This window comes from Stieleria sp. JC731 (assembly GCF_020966635.1).
Lineage (GTDB): Bacteria > Planctomycetota > Planctomycetia > Pirellulales > Pirellulaceae > Stieleria.
The window spans coordinates 263,162-284,138 of record NZ_JAJKFQ010000011.1 but is presented as its reverse complement, the minus strand read 5'-3'; the positions used below and the strand labels follow the sequence as shown (position 1 = coordinate 284,138).

The 20,977-nt window shown below is 53.3% G+C and carries 14 protein-coding genes; 9 read left to right on the top strand and 5 right to left on the bottom strand.

Annotation, left to right across the window (positions count from 1 at the left end; all coding sequences use genetic code 11):
- Positions 1-83: 83 nt before the first annotated feature.
- Positions 84-485 carry a hypothetical protein gene (locus LOC67_RS18080; protein ID WP_230264075.1) on the top strand — a complete coding sequence of 134 codons (402 nt, stop codon included), beginning with the start codon at positions 84-86 and terminating at the stop codon, positions 483-485.
- Between the two features lie 695 nt (positions 486-1,180).
- Here LOC67_RS18080 and asd read toward each other — a convergent pair.
- Complete coding sequence (gene asd / locus LOC67_RS18075) at positions 1,181-2,074, bottom strand: archaetidylserine decarboxylase (RefSeq protein WP_230264074.1); 894 nt, start codon at positions 2,072-2,074, stop codon at positions 1,181-1,183.
- A gap of 311 nt (positions 2,075-2,385) precedes the next feature.
- On the opposite strand from asd, the gene LOC67_RS18070 reads away from it, so the two are divergent.
- From LOC67_RS18070 to LOC67_RS18035, 8 genes are all read left to right on the top strand, one after another.
- On the top strand, positions 2,386-4,035 hold the full coding sequence (locus tag LOC67_RS18070; protein ID WP_230264073.1) for a sulfatase: 1,650 nt from the start codon (positions 2,386-2,388) through the stop codon (positions 4,033-4,035).
- 560 nt (positions 4,036-4,595) lie between these two features.
- Positions 4,596-6,530 carry a molecular chaperone DnaK gene (gene dnaK, locus LOC67_RS18065; protein ID WP_230265076.1) on the top strand — a complete coding sequence of 645 codons (1,935 nt, stop codon included), beginning with the start codon at positions 4,596-4,598 and terminating at the stop codon, positions 6,528-6,530.
- A gap of 184 nt (positions 6,531-6,714) precedes the next feature.
- Positions 6,715-9,390: an ATP-dependent chaperone ClpB gene (gene clpB, locus LOC67_RS18060; protein ID WP_230264072.1), complete on the top strand. Its 2,676-nt coding sequence runs from the start codon at positions 6,715-6,717 to the stop codon at positions 9,388-9,390.
- A 343-nt stretch (positions 9,391-9,733) separates the two neighbouring features.
- Positions 9,734-9,910, top strand: coding sequence for a hypothetical protein (locus LOC67_RS18055; RefSeq protein WP_230264071.1), 177 nt, complete (start codon positions 9,734-9,736; stop codon positions 9,908-9,910).
- A 250-nt stretch (positions 9,911-10,160) separates the two neighbouring features.
- The gene (locus LOC67_RS18050) at positions 10,161-12,086 is read left to right on the top strand and encodes a glycosyltransferase family 39 protein (protein ID WP_230264070.1); all 1,926 of its coding nucleotides are present in this window, start codon (positions 10,161-10,163) and stop codon (positions 12,084-12,086) included.
- Between the two features lie 198 nt (positions 12,087-12,284).
- Positions 12,285-13,529: a DUF1559 domain-containing protein gene (locus LOC67_RS18045; protein ID WP_230264069.1), complete on the top strand. Its 1,245-nt coding sequence runs from the start codon at positions 12,285-12,287 to the stop codon at positions 13,527-13,529.
- A gap of 352 nt (positions 13,530-13,881) precedes the next feature.
- Positions 13,882-15,126 carry a DUF1559 domain-containing protein gene (locus tag LOC67_RS18040; RefSeq protein WP_230264068.1) on the top strand — a complete coding sequence of 415 codons (1,245 nt, stop codon included), beginning with the start codon at positions 13,882-13,884 and terminating at the stop codon, positions 15,124-15,126.
- Positions 15,127-15,405: 279 nt separating this feature from the next.
- A complete protein-coding gene (locus LOC67_RS18035; protein ID WP_230264067.1) occupies positions 15,406-16,794 on the top strand; it encodes a multiheme c-type cytochrome in 1,389 nt (462 codons plus the stop codon).
- A 103-nt stretch (positions 16,795-16,897) separates the two neighbouring features.
- Here the strand turns inward: LOC67_RS18035 and LOC67_RS18030 are convergent, their stop codons facing one another.
- From LOC67_RS18030 to LOC67_RS27625, 4 genes are all read right to left on the bottom strand, one after another.
- The gene (locus LOC67_RS18030) at positions 16,898-17,623 is read right to left on the bottom strand and encodes a hypothetical protein (RefSeq protein ID WP_230264066.1); all 726 of its coding nucleotides are present in this window, start codon (positions 17,621-17,623) and stop codon (positions 16,898-16,900) included.
- A gap of 156 nt (positions 17,624-17,779) precedes the next feature.
- Positions 17,780-18,397 carry a protein-tyrosine-phosphatase gene (locus LOC67_RS18025; protein ID WP_230264065.1) on the bottom strand — a complete coding sequence of 206 codons (618 nt, stop codon included), beginning with the start codon at positions 18,395-18,397 and terminating at the stop codon, positions 17,780-17,782.
- A gap of 320 nt (positions 18,398-18,717) precedes the next feature.
- Positions 18,718-19,170: a hypothetical protein gene (locus LOC67_RS18020; protein WP_230264064.1), complete on the bottom strand. Its 453-nt coding sequence runs from the start codon at positions 19,168-19,170 to the stop codon at positions 18,718-18,720.
- Between the two features lie 345 nt (positions 19,171-19,515).
- Positions 19,516-20,886 carry a M48 family metalloprotease gene (locus LOC67_RS27625; protein ID WP_230264063.1) on the bottom strand — a complete coding sequence of 457 codons (1,371 nt, stop codon included), beginning with the start codon at positions 20,884-20,886 and terminating at the stop codon, positions 19,516-19,518.
- Positions 20,887-20,977 lie beyond the last annotated feature (91 nt).

The window sequence follows — 20,977 nt, the reverse complement described above, 5'->3', positions numbered from 1 at the left end:
CCAGCCAATCTATCACGTCCACTCAACTGCGATGTCTCCCCAAAAGCATTTGCTCATGGGATTTCCGCATCGATGGCGAATCCATGCCGATCGAGACGAAACTCGGCCAGTTCTTCGAAAAGGGCAGTATCCTGATTGGTGAATACGAATTCTCGATCCGAAAACACGGCATGCTTGGTGGCCGTTGGACGCTTGATGATGACGGACAAGAACTGATAGAAGCAACAAAGACGTCCGCTTTTACGCGAACATTCGAAATCGATGCGCCGCAAGGACGATTGATACTTCAAGCCCACGGTTTTACCAGCATGGCGTTTGATCTAAACGGCGTGGACGGAACTCCGGTTGCGAAAATCGTCCCTGACCACATCTTCACTCGCCGATCAACCATCCAAGTAATCGATCATGAAATTGATACACCTACGTTAGTGTTTTCATTTTGGCTTGTGACGCTGATTTGGCACCGGCAGCATAGCAGCGGATAGTCCACTGACGATTCGCTACCGAACTTCGCTGGTGATCTTCAGGTTCGATCTCTCACAAAGGTCGCCTTGGACGACGCAATACTGGCGGGAAGGAACGCATCTTTCACCGAGTGAAGGGCGACAATAAGAATCAACAGGCTGCTAGCGGCGGTTGTGTGATGCACTGCGATTGGTGAAGTTTTCGGAAGTCCAGAAACCGTGGCTAGAGACAAAACGGCTCAGCTTCGATGACTTGGCTGAGCCGCGACCGCGCTAGCGGCGGTTGTGTGATGCACTGCGATCGGTGGAGCCTTCGGAAGTCCAGAAACCGTGGCTAGCGCCAACACGGCTCAGGGTAGATGACTTGACTGAGCCGCAAACGCGCTAGCGGCGGTTGTGGGATGCACTGTGATCGGTGAAGTTTTCGGAAGCCCAGAAACCGTGGCAAACGCCAAAACGGTTCAGCGTCGGTGACTTGACTGAGCCGCGACCGCGCTAGCGGCGGTTGTGTGATGCACTGCGATTGCTGGAGTTTTCGGAATTCCAGAAACGGTGGCTAGCGCCAAGACGGCTCAGGTTGATGACTTGACTGAGCCGCAAACGCGCTAGCGGCGGTTGTGTGATGCACTGCGATCGGTGGAGCCTTCGGAAGTCCAGAAACCGTGGCTAGCGCCAAAACGGCTCAGCTTCGATGACTTGACTGAGCCGCGACCGCGCTATGTAAGAGTGCCCGCATGGTCGCCCATCTTTGCGTAAAGTTCGCACTGGTTCGCGGACTGCTCAACCAAGTCATCGTCAAACCGAATTCGCCCAGGTTCAAAGATGGTGATCGTCGAAGACCCACCAAAGCGAAAGTATCCTTTCTCGTCACCTTTACTGACATCGCTGTTGGCTTGATAAGTTTGGCGGATACTGCCAACACATGTCGCGCCGATCTCCAACAATAAAACCGTTCCGAACGCTTTTGTTTTCAGCTCTGTAACAGTTCGTTTGTTCGTCGCAAGGATCTGAATATTCTTTCGCAATGCGATCGGATTGACTGAATACAGCGGGCCATTGATCAATTGAGTCGCCCCCACAGTTCCGTCGCAAGGAAAATGGAAACGGTGATAATCCGTCGGGCATAAACGAGAGAGCAACAAACTGCCTTGCTGATACCTTTGCGACAGGGTTTCATCATCCAGTAACGACGCCAAGTCAAACATTTGGCCTTTGACAAACAAGCCACTCGCTTGAGACAGATCCGGAACACAGAGATGTCGTCCATCCGCTGGAAAGACAATTCCGTCGGGGGCCGTATCAATAGGGCGAGCTTCGGGGCGCAGTTGCCTGACGAAGAAGTCATTGAAGTGGTGGAACTGTTCCGGTGACTTCTGAAACTCACTGGCATCCAAGCCGTATTTCTTGATGAAGGGCGCGATGCGTTCTTTAGTATTGGGCTGATCCATTCGCCAACCGTACCACTTCGAAAAGAACGCACGACGAACGACTGTCGCCAAAGCCAATCGTCCGGTGAGGGTTCCATAGGTCCAACGCAACGCCTGATCGCCATACACCAACTCCGTGCAGAATTGCTTGGAATAGCGATCAAAATAAACAATGTCTTCCATGCGAGCGGTGGTCGAAGAACCAACAGAGTAAATGTGGGGGGACTGATCCATGGCCGGCGGAACTTTTGGTCCGCGACTGCGAAGGTATCGTAGCGAAAGCCCTCTGCTTGATCGATGGTCCGCATCGAAAACCGATCGGAATGGATCGCCTACACCTTCGTCGATACCTCGTCAGAACAATTATCGCGTCTATTAGCTGCTCAACCGCCTGGCAACAACAAAACGTGAGTGCCAGCGGGTAGCATGTTTGAACCTGGACGCCTTTCTTCGTCGACTAGATCGAATTGGTCGGCAGACAAACGAGGAATTCGATGCAACGATCTCACCTAATTGCCTTCGCCCTCGTTTCACTGTGGGCCAACGTTGCGGGCACATTTCGAAACGCGACTGCTGCGGGTCGGCCCAACATCATCCTGCTTTACACCGACGACCAATGCTTTCGGTCGCTGGGAGCGACGGGCACACCGGACGTGCATACGCCGAACATGGATGCGCTCGCTACCGAAGGCATTCTATTTCGTAGGCACTACAACTCGACATCGATCTGCATGGGCAGCCGAGCATCGGTGATGACGGGAATGTACGAATACAAAACCGGATGCAATTTTGGTCATGGACCAATGCGTTCTGAGACATTCCAGTCCTCCTATCCGGTGCTGCTTCGAACGGCAGGCTATCGAACCGGATTCGGTGGCAAATTCGGATTCGCAGTCAGTGACCGAGCCAATGCCTCCGAAGGTTCTTACAACTCATTGCCGGTCGATCAGTTTGATTCCTGGGCGGGCGGAACTGGCCAGACCAATTACCAAACGGCGAAGAACAAGTATTTGGCTAAGTACGCCGATCGCTATCCCCATTCGACTCGTGCCTACGGTGCTTACGCGGACGACTTCATCGCAGAAAGCCAATCCGATGAACGACCGTTTTGCTTAACACTGTTCTTCAAAGCTCCACACCGTCCATTCACTCCAGACCCATTTTTTGACGACATCTACAAAGATGCCACGTTCACGTTGCCGGGCAATTATGGACGTGAGGCCGGCAAACACCTCGCAATGCAAGCGAGACTGGGTCGTCAATCACTGACGTTCTTTCGAGACATGGGCTTCGATCCTGCTCGATACCAATCGACGATGCGAGACTACCATCAGCTTATTCATGGGGTTGACTATGCGATCGGTATGATTCGCCAAGCACTTCAAAAACACGGCGCTGCCGAGAACACAATCATCATCTTGACCAGCGACAACGGCTTCTTTTGTGGGTCGCACGGCATGGGCGGCAAAGTGCTTCCCTACGAAGAAGGTTCCAAAGTTCCCTTGATCATTTATGACCCTCGCCAATCAACCAATAAGCCTTCAAATAGTGGAACCACATGTGATCAACTGACCGCGACCGTCGATATCGCACCGACAATTCTCGAACTGGCGGGACAACCGATCCCTGATCAAATCGACGGAGTCAGCCTGGTTCCAACTTTCACCACACCGGTCGTTCAAGAACCTAGCCTTCCTCAACGAGACAGCGTTCCACTGTTTCAAATGTGGGGAGCGCCAACAACGTTCTCGATGTCTGTCGTGACGCAAACTCACAAATACATCTATTGGTGCTGTGGTGAGAAGATGCAGCCGAGTGAAGAATTATTCAACTTGGCCGACGACCCGATGGAACTGGTCAACGTGATTGATGATCCCCAAGAACAGCAAACGCTACAGACACTGCGTCATCGGTACCAATCCCAATTGGCACATCTCAAATCGAATGCGGTGGCCTACAACGACTATCAAGTTTTCGGGACGCTTCTGGACGCAGCCGTGCCATGGGAATCGAAAAGCAGTTTGGTCAACCAAAAAATGTGGCAACAGTACGAAAGCTTGGCAAAGCAACTGGGCATTTCCCCGGCCCAGTACTTTGATTTCGAAAAGGTGCTCGAAGCATCTGCCAAATTTTCGACGCGGTGATACCACGCCGATCGATTTTCCTTTTGCAGAAGTGGTTCCGCTGTGGAAGAACAGACGCGGCGAATCGCTCGTCCCATACGAATTACCTGGCAACGCCACTGGTAATTCCCTCGCGGAATGTGTTTGGCGGCCCACCCCCACACACTTGTGCCGCTAGAGCAGTGAAAACTTAGCCCCGGCGTCACATTTCTCCAGATCTGTCAATCTGGCACCGGGCATTTGGAGGTCGTTTTCACTCTTTTTCGGTGACTGCCAGAAAAGCAAATTCGCGTGATCGATTTGCGAATTCATGCTTTTTGTCCGTGTGGGACGCGTTTATTTGTTGGCAGCCGAGGTGACCGAGCAAACTTTCTTGTCAGCAAAAACCCAATTGGCACGCACCTTGCTTTACCGATGCATCGACTGAACAGACGGCGAAATCGACAGGCCAGCGGTGGACCTGACCGAACGCCGAAATCAATAGTGAACGCCAGCGTAAGCAACCAGTAAATCGAACTCACATCGAGTCGATGGCGTCAATCGAAAACCGAGTACCAAAAGTTCACGGAGAAGAAATTCCAATGGCTCAAGGCGAAAAGATTATCGGCATCGACCTCGGAACGACCAACAGCGTGGTCGCGATCATGGAAGGTAGCGAGCCGAAAGTAATTCCCAACGCGGAAGGCAACCGACTGACCCCTAGTGTCGTCGCATTCACCGACAAGAAAGAAACGATCGTCGGCGAACCTGCACGACGTCAAGCGGTGACCAACCCCCAACGAACCGTTTACTCAGCGAAACGTTTCATGGGACGTCGACACAACGAAGTTGAGTCGGAAGAAAAGATGGTTCCTTACGGCGTCAGCGGCGCCGCCAACGAATACGTCAAGATCCAAGTTGGTGACGATGAACACACCCCACAGGAAATTTCGGCCAAAGTCCTTCGCAAACTGAAGGAATCGGCGGAGTCTTACCTGGGACACAAAGTCAACAAGGCTGTCATCACCGTTCCGGCATACTTTAACGACGCTCAGCGTCAGGCGACCAAGGACGCAGGTCAAATTGCTGGCCTCGAAGTCGCACGGATCATCAACGAACCAACCGCGGCCGCTTTGGCATACGGATTGGACAAGAAGAAGGACGAAAAGATCATCGTCTTCGACCTCGGTGGTGGTACGTTTGACGTTTCGGTTCTGGAAGTCGCTGACAGTGGTGACGAAGAGAACGAAAGTCGCGTCTTCCAAGTGATCAGCACCTCTGGTGATACACACCTCGGTGGTGACGACTTTGACGAAGCGTTGATCAACTACGTCGCTAGCGAGTTCAAGAAAGAAAACGCGATCGACCTGCGCAACGACCCGATGGCACTGCAGCGTCTTCAAGAAGCCTGTGAAAAGGCCAAGAAGGAACTGTCAACACTGCCAGAGACCGATATCAACTTGCCCTTCATCACGATGGACCAGAGCGGTCCAAAGCACCTGACGATGAAGATCACACGCAGCAAGTTCGAAGAACTGATCGACTCACTTGTCGAACGGTGCCGTCGCCCAGTGATGGACGCACTCGAACAAGCCGGTTACTCGCCAAGCGAAATCGACGAGATCGTCCTCGTCGGAGGTAGCACACGTGTTCCCAAGGTTCGCGAAGTTGTCAAAAAGATCTTCGGCAAAGACCCACACCAAGGCGTCAACCCTGACGAAGTTGTTGCGGTCGGTGCCGCGATCCAAGGTAGTGTTTTGGCCGGCGATCGTACCGACGTACTGCTACTGGACGTCACCCCGCTGACCCTCGGGATCGAAACCGAAGGCGGTGTGATGACAGCCTTGGTTGAACGTAACACGACCGTACCCGTCGAAAAGAAAAACGTCTTCAGCACGGCTGCGGATAACCAAACCGCGGTCACCGTTCGAGTGTTCCAAGGGGAACGCAAGATGGCGGCACACAACCGACTGTTGGGCGAATTCGACTTGCAAGGCATCCCGCCACAACCTCGTGGGGTCCCACAAATCGAAGTGAAATTTGATATCGACCAAAACGGTATCCTGAGCGTTTCGGCCAAAGAGCTGAAAAGCGGAAAGGAAGCATCCGTCGAAATCAAAGAGGCCGGAGCGCTTAGCGAAGACGACATCGAAAACATGCGTCGTGATGCCGAAGCCAACGCCGAAGAAGACAAGCGTCAGTTCGAACTTGCCGAAGCCCGCAACAAGGCTAACCAGCAAGTTCACCAGCTCGAAAAAGAGATGGCCGATCATGCCGACAAGCTTTCCGATGCCGACAAAGAGCCTTTGAACAAGGCGATCGAGAAGGTCAAAGCGGCAGCAGAAACCGACGACGTCAGCGCGATCAAACAGGCGACCGAAGAATTGGAAACGGCAGCCAAAGCGTTTAGCAAAGTCCTCTTCGACAAGACGACAGGCGAAGGCCAAGGTGACGATGCGGGTGCAGCGGCAGGAGCCGCGGCCGCCGACAACGACGATGACGACGCTATCGACGCCGACTTCGAAGTGAAAAGCTAACGACGCGAAAATCGTCTGACACGATTGCCCGTTCGGCAGCAACTGTGCTGTCGGACGGACCATTGGACGGGTGACACGTCGCCCGTCTTTTTTTACGCAAACACGGAACCTAGAAGCAGCTAATTTTTTTAACGACCACCGAAGGAGCAATCCCCGCAGGCGGCCAAACGCAGGAGCAACCGAGATGACATTCCGATTCGACAAACTGACAACTAAAGCACAAGGTCTGATCGCCGAGGCGCAAGGCCGCGCCGCTGCCAACGGCAACCCTGACATCACATCGCTACACTTGCTTGGCGCGATGCTGGATGAAACTGACGGGATTACCGGTGCCCTCATGGAAAAGATGAAGGTCGACCTGAAACAGCTTCACGAATTGACCGATAGCGAGCTGGAAAAGATGACCAAGGTCACCGGCGGCCGCCAACCGGGGATCTCTAGCGAACTTCAACTGGCTCTCAATGAAGCCGCCAACGCGGCGGAATCACTCAAAGACGAATTCGTCGCTACCGAACACCTACTCCTGGGACTCGCCAAGGCGAAGACCAAAGCACAAAGCGTCTTGTCGCTCTGCGGTGTCGATTCCGATGACGTACTCAAAGCCGCAAGCGAAATACGAGGCAGCGCACGAGTGACAGACCAAAATGCCGAAGACACGTATCAAGCGCTTCAAAAGTACGGCGTCGACCTGACCGAGCTTGCCGCTCAAGGCAAACTTGATCCGGTTATCGGACGTGACAATGAAATCCGCCGCGTCATTCAGGTGCTTTCAAGACGGACGAAGAACAATCCGGTTCTGATCGGACAACCGGGCGTTGGTAAAACGGCAATCGCCGAAGGACTCGCGCTGCGCATCTTCGAAGCCGATGTGCCCAATAGCTTGAAAAACAAACGTGTCATCGCGCTCGATATGGGTGCGTTGGTCGCAGGAGCAAAATTCCGGGGCGATTTCGAAGAACGCCTCAAAGCGGTTCTCCGCGAAGTCAAAGACTCTGACGGTCGTGTGATCCTTTTTATCGACGAACTTCACTTGGTCGTCGGTGCCGGAAAGGCTGAAGGCTCGCCCGATGCGGCCAACTTGCTAAAACCCGAACTCGCTCGCGGCGCACTGCGTTGTGTCGGTGCGACGACGCTTGATGAATACCGTCAACACATCGAGAAAGACGCGGCATTGGAACGTCGTTTCCAACCTGTCTTCGTCGAAGAACCCACCGTGGATGATACCGTTGCGATCCTTCGTGGCTTGAAGCCTCGATACGAATCGCACCACGGCGTCCGAATCACCGATAGCGCTTTGGTTGCGGCAGCGACTTTGGCCAATCGCTACATCACCGATCGGTTCCTACCTGACAAAGCGATCGACCTCGTTGACGAAGCGACCAGCCGATTGGCAATGGAAAAGGAAAGTGTTCCCGAACCCATCGATCGTCTGCAGCGACGGCTACGGCAATTGGAATTGGCGCAGCGACAACTTGAAGACGAAGACCAAGATGATCCATCGATCGTCGCCAGTCGGGACGAAATGCAGTCCGAAATGGATCAGCTTAGTAAAGAGCTGGCCGACTTGCGGGAGCAATGGGAGAGCGAGAAGATCGGACTCGAAGGCGTGCAATCGATTCGCCAAGAGGCCGAAACATTGGCTCACCGCTTTGCCACGCTTGATGCCGAAGCCAAACAAACGCAATTGCGGGGTGAGAACCCCGAAGCGATTTACCGCGAGATGCTGGAAGTTCAATCCCGCCAAAAGGAATTGGAATCCAAACTGGAGGAAATCGAGCGTCGCGACGCGACGGCTGAATCCGACGCAGATAAATCCGAAAGCCAACGGCGCTTGCTGCGTCGAGAAGTCACCGCGGACGAAATTGCCGAAGTCGTTTCGATGTGGACCGGCGTCCCGGTCAGTCGCATGATGGAAACCGAGCGTGCAAAACTGCTCGTCATGGAAGAGCGGCTACACCAACGTGTCGTCGGTCAAGACGAAGCCGTCCGTGCGGTCAGCGATGCGGTGCGTCGCAGCCGAAGTGGCCTTTCGGACCCGAACCGACCGATCGGATCATTTCTGTTCCTCGGCCCGACCGGTGTGGGTAAAACCGAACTGTGTAAGGCACTCGCCGAAATCATGTTTGATGACGAGAACGCGATGGTCCGTATCGACATGAGTGAATTCATGGAACGCCATAGCGTTGCGCGAATGATCGGTGCGCCTCCCGGATACGTTGGCTATGAGGAAGGTGGCAAACTGACCGAAGCTGTTCGACGACGCCCATACACGGTGGTTCTACTTGATGAGATCGAGAAGGCTCACCCAGATGTCTTTAACATCCTGTTGCAAGTTCTTGATGATGGACGGTTGACCGATGGCCAGGGCCGAACAGTCAACTTTTCCAACTCAGTAATCGTGATGACCAGCAACGCCGGTAGCCAAGAGATCCAACGGATCGCTGCAGAAAACGGGACGGAGGACGAAATGCACGAGGCTGTTCAAGAGGCCCTGCGAACACGCTTCCTGCCCGAATTTTTGAACCGTATCGATGACACCGTGATTTTCAAACCGCTTGATCAAGCTGAGATCCGTAGGATCGTAACGTTGCAGTTAAACCATCTTGCCGATCGACTACGTGACAACGGTTTGCACTTGAAGGTGACCGAAGCGGCTATCGATGAAATCGCCAAGGTTGGCTACGACCCGACGTACGGTGCTCGGCCGCTGAAACGCGTGATCCAGCGTGAGATCCAAAACAAATTGGCTACGGCATTGCTAAAGAGCACCTTCGCCGAAGGTAGCACAGTCGTGGTCGATCACGATGCGATGGATTTCACCTTCCGAAACGAAGATCGCTTGCAGGAGACATTGGTCTAGGCAAGCCACCGCTCCAAGACGATGCAAGACGAGCCCCCGAACGCAAATTGCGACCGGGGGCTTTTTTCGTTCTTCGCGCAAGTCCCATCGAAGCCTATTTAAAATCGATCGACGAATGGTGACTCTCGGTTCTTCCGCCCGATTTAAAGCACAACGGCCCATGTTTCCTAACGAGGAACGATGTCGGATGGAGGGAACTTGATTCCGATACCGTCCAGCCACAGGGGGACAAAACGGCACCCCACATCTGTTCAACGGTAGTCGTGCTTGTTAACGTGATAGCAGTCGGGTCGGCGACAGGGTCGACTCCTAAAGCGACTTACTTGAACAAGAGAGAAAAAAAGTGGTCTCCAAAGTAAAGATTTTTGCATTGGTCATGTTCGCAATCGTTCCATGTTTCAGCATCGCCGGTTGCGGCAGCGGATCGCCAACCGTCGTTGAACAAGAAACTCCCCAGACTACAGAAGACCTGGAATCCTACGAAGAAGAAATGGAATCGGGCGGTCCGATCGAAAAGTAATTCGCCAATTTGCAGACTGTTGATTGGCGGGCTGTTGGTCGGCGGAGCTGGAGGAAACCCAGGAGCATCGCAAAACTGAAAATTGCGATAATCGAGGGTGACCACCTTCCCGATAGAAATCGATAAACCAACAGCCTGTTTGAAGATGGTTGCCGAACGGGGCAGGGAAGCCCTTACAGTGATGCCTGGGCAGTGATGCCAGGGCATGGATCGATCGCAGGCTTTGCTAGACCGACACCGATGTTAGCCAATGCCCAAACGGACACGCAAAACTAGAAAGTCAACTCGCTCGGGAACCAGTCAACCAAGCAGCACTTCCGCTCAAGCCGCGACTTCAGAAACCTCTTCAGAATCGCTCGCCCTGGAAGTCGCACCACCAACCTCTGAAACAATCGCGGACGTTGTCCCGCGATGGTATCGACCTGCAATGGCATTGATTGTGATTGCAGGTTTTCTTTTGCGCTGTTGGCACACGTTCCAAACGTCCAGTTTGCCAACGGTGCAGGAGCCACTTGGCGATTCGCTGGGCTATCTCAATTGGGCGGTGCGAATCTCTGCTGGTCAGTGGTACGGAAACGAGACCTTTTATCAGGCGCCGTTGTACCCCTATTTCTTGGCCGTGCTGATGCTGTTTGCAGGTCCAAGCATCTTGTTCATTCGGTTGGTTCAAGCCTTCCTGGGCGCAATGGCCTGTGGATTTATCGGCGCGGGAGCCAAGCGACTTTTCGATCCAAAAACCGGTGTGATTGCGGCAGTTTTAGCGGCCCTCTATGCCCCGGCGATCTACTACGACGGGATCATTCAAAAAGCATCGCTATCGATGTTTTTAATTGCGGCTTTGTTTTACTTGCTGACCGTCTTGCAGAGTCAGCAACCGCGCAAGCGACAAGATAGCCGAACCAGTTTTCGAAACAACAAGATCGTCATTGCGGTCGGCATCGGAGTTGTGCTTGGCCTACTGTGCCTGACACGTGAAAACGCGCTGCTCTGGATACCACTGATCCCGATCTGGATCGGCTGGATCTTTAGAAAAGCGACTACCGAGTCCTGGCCCAAATTGATCGGCGGGTATGGCTTGGGGTTGTTCCTGGTCCTATTTCCCGTTGCCGCTAGAAACGCGTCATTGGGCGGCGAATGGTCTCCCACCACATTCCAGTCCGGCCCAAACTTTTATATCGGCAATGGGATCGGCGCGACGGGAGTCTACCAGCCATTGGTTCCAGGGCATGAGTCACCCGAATTTGAACGTGCCGATGCACAAGCGATCGCCGAATACGAAACTGGTCGAGCCTTAAGCGCTCGTGAGGTATCGAAGTTCTGGATGACCCGTTCACTGGCAGACATCTATGAACAACCGGGCCGCTGGGTCGCGCTGCTGGGACGAAAGATCCTCATGACCTTTAACAATTATGAAGTGCCTGATGTAGAAAGCCCGGCTGTTCATCGATTTTGGTCGGTGCCATTAAACCTGCTTTGGTATGTCAGTGGCTTTGGATTGATCTTTCCCCTAGCCGCCGTCGGAATGCTTTTAATGTCGTCAGGGTGGTCCAGGTTTTGGCTATTCCCAATGCTCGCGCTGACAATGGCTGTCGCGGTAGCAATGTTCTTTATCCTGGGCCGGTATCGATTGCCAGTAGCGACGCTATCGATCCCATTTGCTGCCTACGCATTGGCGAATTTCAAGTTGGCAATCAACACGCCTCGACGCAGTATTGTGGCAGGAACAGTACTCGTTTCATGCCTCGTTGTAGCTTTCCTTCCGGTTCACAACGTCCGCGAATTGACCGCCAGCGCTTACATGAACACAGGCGTTGCCTATGGAAGACAAGGCAACATTGATGCGAGCATGCTTTGGATGAAACGCTCGATCGAAATGCGAGGCGAAACCGCTACCGGACTCTACAACTTAGCCGGCGCACAGTTACTTGCCGGAGACAACGAAGCCGCATTGCAGTCGCTTTTAAAAGCGCGCGAATTGGACTTCTCTTTCCTTGAAGTCGAACTCCAACTGGGGCAGCTTTATGAGCAAAGAGGGGAGTACGAAAACGCCCGCAAGCACTACACAGCTGCGTCAAAACTTTCGCCCCAAGACACCGGGTTAATGGCAAAGATTAATCAGTTGGACAAATTTCTCAAAACTTCAAACTCTTACTCTAGCGGTAATCCAAACCCGTAGTATTTTCTGACGCCGGAATACTTCGCTGTCGGAATTTAACTCAAGGGTTAACCAACAATTCGAAGTCCCGCCCCCCGCCTCCTTTCCCGCCTGCTGAACTTGCTCACCTTTCCAATAGGCCACCTGCTAGGGTGTGCCGATGCTTTAGTTCTTTATAGGGCTTTGTCTTCTTAGTCGCTTCTTAGCGGAGAGTATTGAATGAAAGAACGCGTTCGCGCTCGCAAGGGTTTCACCTTGGTCGAGTTGCTGGTTGTTATCGCAATTATTGGCATCCTTGTTGGGTTGCTGTTGCCGGCCGTTCAAGCCGCACGCGAAGCTGCACGTCGTATGTCCTGCAGCAACAATTTCAAGCAGATCGGATTGGCAATCCACAACTACCATTCTGCGTTTAAGCAATTGCCACTTGCTGGCGGTGGGACATCACGTGCAATCAATAACCAGGATGTTTCCAACCGAAGCAATCGTTGGTTCCTGAGCTATGCCGTCGGCATTTTGCCCTACATGGAACAACAAGGTCTTTGGGACAAGATCAGCAACCCATCTGTCGAAACCGTTACCGGTGGAAACCCTCCCAACGGCCAGTGGCCAGCGATGGGACCATGCCCTTGGGTTTCAAACTACAAACCATGGGCGACCGAGATCCCAACGTACCGTTGCCCAAGTGATCCACAATCAAGCCCTCCGGGTCTTGGCCGAATCAACTACGCCGTGTGCTATGGCGATGCGTCCAACACGGTCAACAACGGCGGGCGTAACGAAGGCGGCTATATCAGCAACCAAAACAACCCAACGAACTCGGACTTCTTTGGCAGAGGCCCAACGGACTTCAACTGGTTGGTTGAACGTTCTCAAGCCGCTAACCGAGGCTTCTTCTGGGCACGCCGTAAAACCGCTTTCCGCGATGTCCTTGATGGCCTGGCCAACACGATCGCTGCTGGTGAAATTTTGACCGATGCGTCACAACGTCACATCAACACTTCGAACGCCCAACTGTCGTTCGATTACGGTGGAGGCAACGCGGTCGCACCGATCCAAGTAACGACCTCAGCGGATATCGATCCAGAGAACCCCAAGCGTTGGTTGCAAACAACAACGCTTAGCGGCACTGACCAAAAACGTGGTCTACGCTGGGCTGACTACCGACTGAACTACACAGCATTCCAAACCATCATTCCGCCAAACGGTCCGACCGCGACACGTTCGAACGATAACTCGGAAGGCTTCTTCACCGCCGGTAGTAACCACAAAGGTGGTTGCCATATTCTGATGGGTGACGGTTCAATCCAGTTCATCACCGACAGCATCGATTCTGGCGACCAAAGCCAAGCTCCCGTTCAAACTCGCGGACCTTGGTTGCTCGGCGGCAGCCCAAGCCCCTACGGTATCTGGGGTGCACTGGGAACGCGTGACACTGGCGAAGTGATTGACGAAAACTTTCAGTGATTAAGCGTCCTGGATCAGCGATGTTGCTGATCCGAGGACAATATTTGAAACCGAATTTACAGCTAGGCGGTGCCGTTTCGTGCGGCACCGCCTTTCTTTTTTTGTCGAGCCAAACCGGAACCCACCACCCGACAGGACTGGAAAATACATCATTTCCGAGACAAAATATCAAATACAACTTGTCTAAAGTGCCCTTTCTGACCACTGGTTGCCATTAGTGCGCGCACGTCCCCCTCGACTGCCTTTATACTCATCCCCGGCAGTGGATGACGGCATACCGCTAAGTCTGATTCCCAACGCCTTGTGTTTTTGGGTCGGCATTAAATTTTGTTTTTGTTTCGGAGGCTTTTCAATGAAAGAATGCAAACGCACTCGACAGGGTTTCACTCTTGTTGAGTTGCTCGTTGTCATCGCCATTATTGGTATCTTGGTCGGCTTATTATTGCCGGCCGTCCAAGCGGCACGCGAAGCCGCTCGACGAATGTCGTGCAGTAATAACTTCAAGCAAATCGGCTTGGCGCTTCACAATTATCATTCAGCGTTCAAGCAATTGCCGATTGCTGGTACTGGCACCTCACGTGCGATCAATAACCAGGATGTCTCTAACCGAAGTAACCGCTGGTTCCTTAGCTATGCCGTAGGCATTTTGCCGTACATGGAGCAGCAAGGCCTTTGGGATCACATCAGCAACCCATCGGTCGAAACCGTCAACGGTGGTACACCACCAAACGGAAGTTGGCCAGCGATGGGGCCAACTCCCTGGGTTGGTAATTACGTACCCTGGGCGACTGAAATCCCAACGTATCGTTGCCCCAGTGACCCTCGTTCAAGCCCACCTGGCTACGGACGTATTAACTACGCCGTCTGCTATGGTGACGCTTCGAACACGGTCAACAACGGTGGTCGCAACGAAGGCGGTTACATCAGTAACCAGAACAACCCAACCAACTCGGACTTCTTTGGCAAAGGCCCAACGAACTACAACTGGCTGGTTGAACGTTCACAAGCTGCGAACCGTGGTTTCTTCTGGGCACGTAACCCAACCTCGTTCCGTGACGTTTTGGATGGTTTGACGCGAACTGTCGCTGCAGGTGAAATCCTTACCGATGCCGCGCAACGGCACGTCAACACTTCGAACGCAAAGCTGTCGTACAACTTCAGTGGCGGTTCTGCGGTTGCACCAGTTTCTTGCACCACCGATGCCGGAATTGATCCAGAGAACCCCAAGAAATGGCTTTCGACAGTCAGTTTGGGCGGAACCGATCAAAAACGTGGCCTCCGCTGGGCTGACTACCGTCTGAACTACACAGCGTTCCAGACGATCATCGGTCCCAACGGTGTGACATGTACCCGCAGCAACGATAACTCCGAAGGGTTCTTTACCGTCGGTAGTAATCACAAAGGCGGTTGTCACATCATGATGGGTGACGGTTCGGTTCAGTTCATCACGGACAGTATCGACACCGGTGACCAGAACCAAGCTCCGGTTCAAACTCGCGGACCTTGGCCGCTGGGCGGTAGCGAAAGCCCGTACGGTGTCTGGGGAGCCATGGGAACCCGGGACGTTGGTGAAACGGTCCAAGAGAGCTTCCAGTAAGCCGATTGGCTGCTCCGCGGTTTAACGCCGTGTAGTAAAACTTGAAAATCGATAGCGGCGTTGTCCTCAGGCAACGCCGCTTTTTTTGTTTCAAGCAAGCACGCTTCAGTCGCATCCGTCGAACCAAACCCAGATTTATTGAGTCACTTGAAATCCTTAGCCGAATGAATTCAATAGAATGAGTCGGTTCCCACCAACGTTTCGATCATTCCAAAACGAACGCATTGATTCGATTGTTTATTGGGGCCCCTTGCTTCTTATCACGCTGGGATTGATTCATTGAATTCAAAGCGATTGCTGCTGATTCTGCCCCTACTCGCGTTCTTGGCTTGGGTTGGCTTTAACGCCTACCAGGCCAAGCAGGCCGACGATCAATTTCAACAGATTCGCAAAGCTCGAACATTCGATGTGCCGAGCCAGCAGAACCCCTCAACAGCTCCGCCGGCCGATTTGGTTGTTGCCAAGATTCCTACCGATAACATTTGGTTTGTCGGCAAACATGAAGATGGTGGCGGCGTAGAGATCCCGTTTAAGCCAGGAGAATCACCAAAGGTCAGCGCCCATCGTGCCAACAAGAACACCAACCCCGGATTCGTTGGCCCTCAACAGTGCAAAGAATGCCACGCGGAGATCTATCAAACCTTTGTTCAAACGGCTCATGCGCTGACAACGCGTCCCGTCACTGCAGACACCATCGACGGCTCATTCAGCCCTGGAAGCAACACCGTTCAATCGAGCGATCCCAACCTTCGATTCGAAATGGTAAATCGTGACAACGAATTCCTGCAGCGAGTTCATTTTCACAACTGGACGTTTGAAGTCCCAATGCAGATCATCGTCGGATCCTCCAAGATGGCTCAAACCTATCTGTACTGGCATGGTGATGGTCTCTATCAGCACAACATCACCCACATCACTGACGGCAATCAATGGATCAACAGTCCTGGATACATTGACGGCGATGCCGCGTACGCTCGCCCAGTTCCAGAGCGTTGCCTCGATTGTCATATGACCTATTTTGATTTTCGGGCGCCGCCGAATCACTACACTCCGGAAGACGTTATCTATGGTGTTACCTGTGAACGGTGCCACGGCCCGGCTGCGGAACACGTCGCGTTCCACCAATCGTCTCCAAACGCAACGACTGGGGAATCGATCGTCAATCCCGGCAGCCTTGAACGTGAACTCTCAATGCAAATTTGTGGTCAATGCCACGGTGGCTCGCGACAACTAAAATCTGCCGGCCTTAGCTTTCGACCGGGAGATCAGCTTGACGATCACTACCAGCCGCTCGACGAAGAAGAAAACGCCAAGAACAGCGTCCACACCAGCAACCAGCAGATGCGTCTTTCGCAGAGCCGTTGCTTTATCGAGACAGAGATGTCGTGCATCGATTGTCATGATCCGCACCATAATGAACGCGGTGATGCCAAGCTATTTTCGGAACGCTGCATGACCTGCCACCAAGACGAGAGCGATTGCCAATTCGATGCTCCCGATGGGATTCGCCTGTCCGAGAATTGCGTTGATTGCCACATGCCCAGACGTGCGACCAAGAAGCTGCGACTGCAAAGTATCGAAGGCGACGTGTTCCCCCCGCTTCGCGACCACTTTATCCGTGTCGACAAACAAGCGACCGATGAGTTTTTGAAATCGCGTCAGCAGTAAGCTTGCCTGACCAAAGAGACTCTTAGCTGGACAACACGATCGCGAGTTCTAGCGACGTGTCATAAGGTCGACACCATGATCTTCGGCAGCGAATACGCCCCTATCAGCGTGATTGGAATCGTTGCAGCCTAGCCATGATCTGCATCCGCAATGGGCCTTGATCGGACGCCAAGGCTTTTCGGTAGTTCGCGCGTGCCTTGCGAAGGTTCCCCGACTCTTCGGCTTCGATACCGCGTCGTAAAGCTTCTTCGGCAGACCGCTGTTTCGATTGCAGGTTGGCAGCAACGCGGGATTGCAGGTACTGGTTCTGAGCATTCTGATAAATCGATGCCGCCTGAGCCGCGACATTGTCATGTACAGGCTGCCCATAGCCTCCGCCAGCAACAACCGGATTGATGCCGGTGACGAATGGACGAAGGGTTTGCGATTGGATCGACCCTGGATACCCATTCATCGTTGTGATCGACGGAACGGTTGAACTGATTTGCGACGAACTCCCCTGTGACAAACTTAAGCCAATTGAACCGCGAAGGCCTCCGCTAGAGAAGCTTGCTCCAGTTCTTAGTCCTGCATTTGGGTCTGGATTGCCAAAGGGTGACGTCGCCAAGCCAGGTGACTGCGCGAAAAAGTTCGGCCCGCGCAGACTCCAGTTCAGCCCAAACGATTCATTGAAACCAGTCCCAAACCGAGTCATCGGAGTTGTCGACTGGATCATCTGCCCGTGAGCTTCCGCTGCGACCAGTCCTCCGAAAATCCCAAAGCCAACGATGAAGGCCTGGCAACGAAGACTTTGCCACCTTAAGCGTCCAATCAAACTGGCTCGTTTCAATACCGGCATCGCTCGATCCCCACAGGCATTTGTTTCGAGTGAACTTCTCGGCCACCGATGATTGCTGCCATCTTCAGCGACGTGTTGCAGCATTGCGCCCTACTAATTGTAGGGCCAGTCGACCAGGATCGCGAGCGGTTTCTTGCGCACGCCGACTTAGCGTTTCACCTGTTCAGCTGCCTGACGGACGATGAAGAACATCTCGCGAGCGATTTCCAGCGAGCGTTCATCGTAGCGAGATGTTTCTTGATCGGTGTTGTCAGCGACTTTGGGATCTTCATAGTGCAGCGGGTACCGAGCGTCACTGCCCAACACAACAGGGCAGGCCTCGTCCGCATCGGAACAGCACATCATCGCGATAAAGCCCTTTTGCGGGTTTCCTTCGCTGTGGTAGACCTTCGAAAATGCTCGCATCGGAGCCATGTCTTCGGCACACTGAACGAGATAGATCGGATTGGACTGCTGCGACGTTGCGACAATCGAAAGCCCAGCTCGACGAAGTGCCTGCACCGTCCTAATGTTGCAGGCGGTTGCCTCAGTCCCACCTGAATATGTCACGATTTGGGGAACCTGATAGTAAACCGCGGCTGTCTGAAACCAGACTTGAGCAAGGTGACTTCGACGTGAGTTATGAGTGCAAATGAAGTTCAGCTCCGCCTTGCCTTCAGACTCAATTCGTTTGGCGACGTCGTTGGCGATCGATTGCAAAAACTGTTTTCGCGATTTCGAGAGGTCATCTAAAGACGTCTCAACTTTTTCCACGAAAGGTCTCACCGGCTCGATCAATTCTGCTGCAGAAGCGTTGACTCCTAACGAGGTCGGCAGCGATAGAGCGAGCAACATCAAAGCAAACCTGCAGTGGACGAACAAACGCATCATCGCCAAACCTAATTAGATGGTCATCAAAAAAACGCCCTGAGTTAACCCAGGGCGTCACAAATCCTGTATCCGAGTCCGGTCGAGAGTCACACATAAAAGTCCGCATAGAGACCAACGAGGGCGTCCTCTCATCGGACCTTTCCGTGCACTCTTACTTGCGTTGACTTCGCAGACCGAGCCTCACAAGATCTTAACAGATCGCTGCGGAACGCAGACTATTCTTTTTCGGCTTTTACTTTGGCGAAGCCATTCTTGAATGCCTTGTCGCTGAAAACCAACTTCATTTTGGCTTCACCGTCTTTGGCGCTCTCAACCTTGCCTTTGCAATTGTTGCAGCAGAATGCGACCTTGGTTCCTTCGACTTTAACCGCTGTCGATTCGTCGATGTCGCCGCCGCTTAGCGGACAAGCTTTCTGCTCATACTGCTTCGTCGAAACCAATTGCTGATTGGCTTTCAGGGTGAAAGGCTTGCTGTCTTTGGCAAACTTGGCTTCGCAGTTACCACAGCAAAAGAAAACCTTTCCTTCTTTGTAATCGACCGACTTTTCTGGGTTTGCTGGACGGGGGGCAACAACGCACTTCACTCCATCCAAGCTGACGTCTGCGGTCACGGTGGTCGCAACAGCGATGACAAGTACTGCGAACGCCGAGGCTAAAACCTTTCTCATCTCGATTCCTTGGGTGGGGACATGTTTTTGGAGGGACAACGGCAATCGACGTAACTTTCATTGCCTGAACGTACATTGTCGCCGTTTACAAATACCGCTGCAGGCAGGGCTACTGCAGACGGGCATCCCTACAGTATAGGCAATCGGCCAGTGCCAAACGCCAGCAGACAACCAAAGTGCGGAGGCGACAACATTCGGAGGTGAATTCGTTCGGAGGCAAATTCCGGCGAAAAGGCCTTCCCTGGGAATCGATCTCCGGGGATCTGCTCGGCAATTGAAGCCCGGCGACCAACAGAATGCCGATGCTTCCGTTCGAGTTCGGCTTTCACCGAAGCCCTAAAAGGCCTACGCAAGGACCGCTTCGATCCGCTGGGTAATGCCAGGGTGAAGCCAACTGGGACGACGGGCACACTCGGCTCCCTCGGTCACCCGAACAAGCGCCGATGACAGACTTCGACCGGCCTGGTCAACAGATGAAGGGACATCACTGACGCATTTAGAAACCGGTACGGCGAGTTGGCAAGCGACCGCATCGGCATCATGTTCACAAAAGTAACTGACCTGCCGGATGATCAGCATGGTGGCAACCAGACTGAGCGCGTTGCCAATAATTGGCCCCCAAGCCACCAAGGCACTCGCAGGCATCAGGAATTGAATCATCGCCTGCATCGACAACCCAGCTGCCCATGCCGGGGCGAGCGCGATGACGCGGATCAACGCATGCTTACGCCGAGCGTGAGCGACCTCATGCAGAATCACCATCGCCAATTGAGCCCGGTTCAAATCACGCACCAGACGATCTGTCAAAAACAGGACTTGGAACCGACCAAAGAATCCGGCCATCATCGCGTTGTAAGATCGGCCTTTCGTGTTCCAGACGACCAACTTGCAATTCGACATCCCCGTTTCACACAAGATCGCTCCGATCCATTCCGAGGTTTCTTGATCGATCGCCGTTTTTGGAAAAGCTCGCTTGATCACAAAGGGCATCCCGAAAACCGCCAAAGCAATCATCGTTATGGCCAAGCCCCAACCGCGGGCAGCGTCACTGACGGGGAACAAGGTCGCGATGTCAACAAGCACCAGCATGGCTAGGATCGGAACCACAATCCATGCGATGGTCGCACGCACCATCAATAGGATCCAACGAAAAGTGGCAGCCATGCCAGGTGTGGTTAAACCCAAACGCTGAGCAAATCGATGCTCGGCAACCCACAACCCGCTAATCACCAACACCGTCGGCGTCAGTAAATAAAGGGCCTGCAGGGTCACCGATGATGACACAAGCGGGATTTCGTCGACGCTGCGTCCAAGACCAAAACCGCCAAGACACAACGCGATGATCGCAAGCGAGAACCAACGCAAACATGCGGTCTGTCGATCAAACCAATCATACGCGGTGTCTTCGTTTATCTCCCCAGCCTTGATCAGATTGATCACCATTCGAACCGACATCAAGCACATCGCCCACCAGATCCCAATCACGGCGGCGGAGAACATCACAGCCTTGTCGACATCCTGTGATGCCGCCGGAAGTGCACCAAAACTAAGTGTGATGACGACGGCGAGGAAATAGTACAGCTGCACAGCAGTAAAGAATCTTGGCGAAGGGAAACGCGACTTCGGTCGTAAATCGTGATGGCGAGTCAGTCGCCAAAATATTTCAAGGCTTGCAAAACGGCGGCCAGAAATGAATGAGAAACCGACAATCCCCACCGCAGGGGTCGGATTGTACGGCGAACATCCGTAGCAACCCAAATTCGCCCGTCTCCCCCGCCTGAGCAAAGGTCGCCGGGCCGATTAGCCA